We start from the raw sequence: 765 nt of genomic DNA on the forward strand, positions 1-765 counted from the left end.
GGCGGGTATATGACTCTCTCCGCAACCATCACTACCAGACACGTCGCTGATACAGTATGTGCGGGTGAAGCCAGCTGCTTTATGCATGGCCCAACCTTTATGGGGAACCCACTGGCTTGCGCTGTTGGCGCGGCAAGCTTAGAACTGATTGAGCAAGGAAACTGGCTAGCGCAGACTAAAGCTATTGAAGCACTATTTTCTCAGCAACTGCCTAAGTTACTCGAATATGAGCAAGTCAAAGATGTTCGCTGGCTGGGTGCGATTGGTGTGGTCGAGACACATCAGAACGTGAATATGGAAGTGATACAGGCCCACTTTGTTAAGCAAGGGGTATGGATTCGTCCATTTGGCAAGCTCATTTATATGATGCCCCCATTTATCTCCAGTGCAGATCAAATAAAGGTACTGGTTGACGCTATATCGACTGCAGTGCAGTCATCGCAGTGCTTTATAGAATAGCTCTTTGTAACCCCGCTCATCCAACGCCAATACATTAAGCCAATATAGGTAAGCTACCCCACCCAAGTATGTTCACATCAACAAAAAGAGGAGCACTGAGCTCCTCTTTCTATCTGTTTTCAAGTTATAAATCTCTTCATATTTAAGTCTTTATTCTTGATCGATCATCCAACGGCGGAATTCTTTTTTCTCAGATTTTGATGCTTTGAGATACCAGGCTTTCAGTTGGTCTACATTCTGAGTATCTTCGATAGCCAACTTAGGCTGTTCATTGGCGATAGCCTCTGTCGCCATTTTGCTCTCAGC

General features: G+C 45.4%; 2 protein-coding genes. One reads left to right on the forward strand and one right to left on the reverse strand.

The features are described from left to right. Nucleotides 1-459: aminotransferase class III-fold pyridoxal phosphate-dependent enzyme (locus ACP45E_RS01505; protein ID WP_141707175.1), on the forward strand; the 459-nt coding region annotated here is incomplete at its 5' end. A 150-nt stretch (nt 460-609) separates the two neighbouring features. Here ACP45E_RS01505 and ACP45E_RS01510 read toward each other — a convergent pair. After that, nucleotides 610-765 (reverse strand): DUF2057 family protein (locus tag ACP45E_RS01510; RefSeq protein ID WP_241824243.1); only part of this gene is annotated, 156 nt, incomplete at its 5' end.

The organism is Vibrio genomosp. F10 str. 9ZD137 (genome assembly GCF_049974785.1).
GTDB lineage: Bacteria > Pseudomonadota > Gammaproteobacteria > Enterobacterales > Vibrionaceae > Vibrio.